Origin of the sequence: Nostoc sp. MG11 (assembly GCF_014904695.1) — a bacterium.
In the GTDB taxonomy this organism is placed as follows: Bacteria; Cyanobacteriota; Cyanobacteriia; order Cyanobacteriales; family Nostocaceae; genus Komarekiella.
On the sequence record NZ_JACXXN010000226.1, the window covers coordinates 1 to 565 of the forward strand.

Annotated in this window: 1 protein-coding gene; it reads left to right on the forward strand. The window is 38.4% G+C overall.

Annotated elements, in window-relative coordinates:
• Positions 1–134: 134 nt before the first annotated feature.
• Positions 135–565, forward strand: a 431-nt coding sequence (locus HCR01_RS38215; RefSeq protein ID WP_320073276.1) for a transposase domain-containing protein, incomplete at its 3' end; no start/stop codon positions are given.

Sequence of the window (565 nt, forward strand, 5' to 3'; positions counted from 1 at the left end):
TAATGGTATGAGCCAGGCGATTGCCAATGGAGAGATGAGGTAAGGTTGCCCAAAAATTTTTGTCGGTAGAAAAAGCTTACTCGTCCGTGAAATACTTTCATGAGAACGAGCAAGCACATACGATAACTACTACTGTGACATTACGAGTACAAATTCTCAAGGAAAAATACAGCCAAAGTCTGGGACTACCGTTTAAAGAACTGTTGCCAGAGACTGCAATTAAACAAGTCATCTCTGAGCTAAAAATTAAATACAAAAAGCGGTTATTTGACCCATTGATAACATTATGGGCATTTTTATCTCAGGTTTTGGATACAGACAAAACTTGCCATAATGCTGTAAGTAAAATAATTGCACATTTGGCTGAGTCAGAGGTAGAAATTCCGTCAACGGATACAAGTGCTTACTGCCAAGCTAGGGCAAGATTACCAGAAAAATTATTAGAGAAACTTTTCAATTTCTCAGCACAAAGCTTAGAAGAGAAAGTGACAACAGAATATTTCTGGTGTGGTCGCAATGTAAAAGTAATAGATGGGTCAACTGTCTCGATGCCTGACACTGTAGA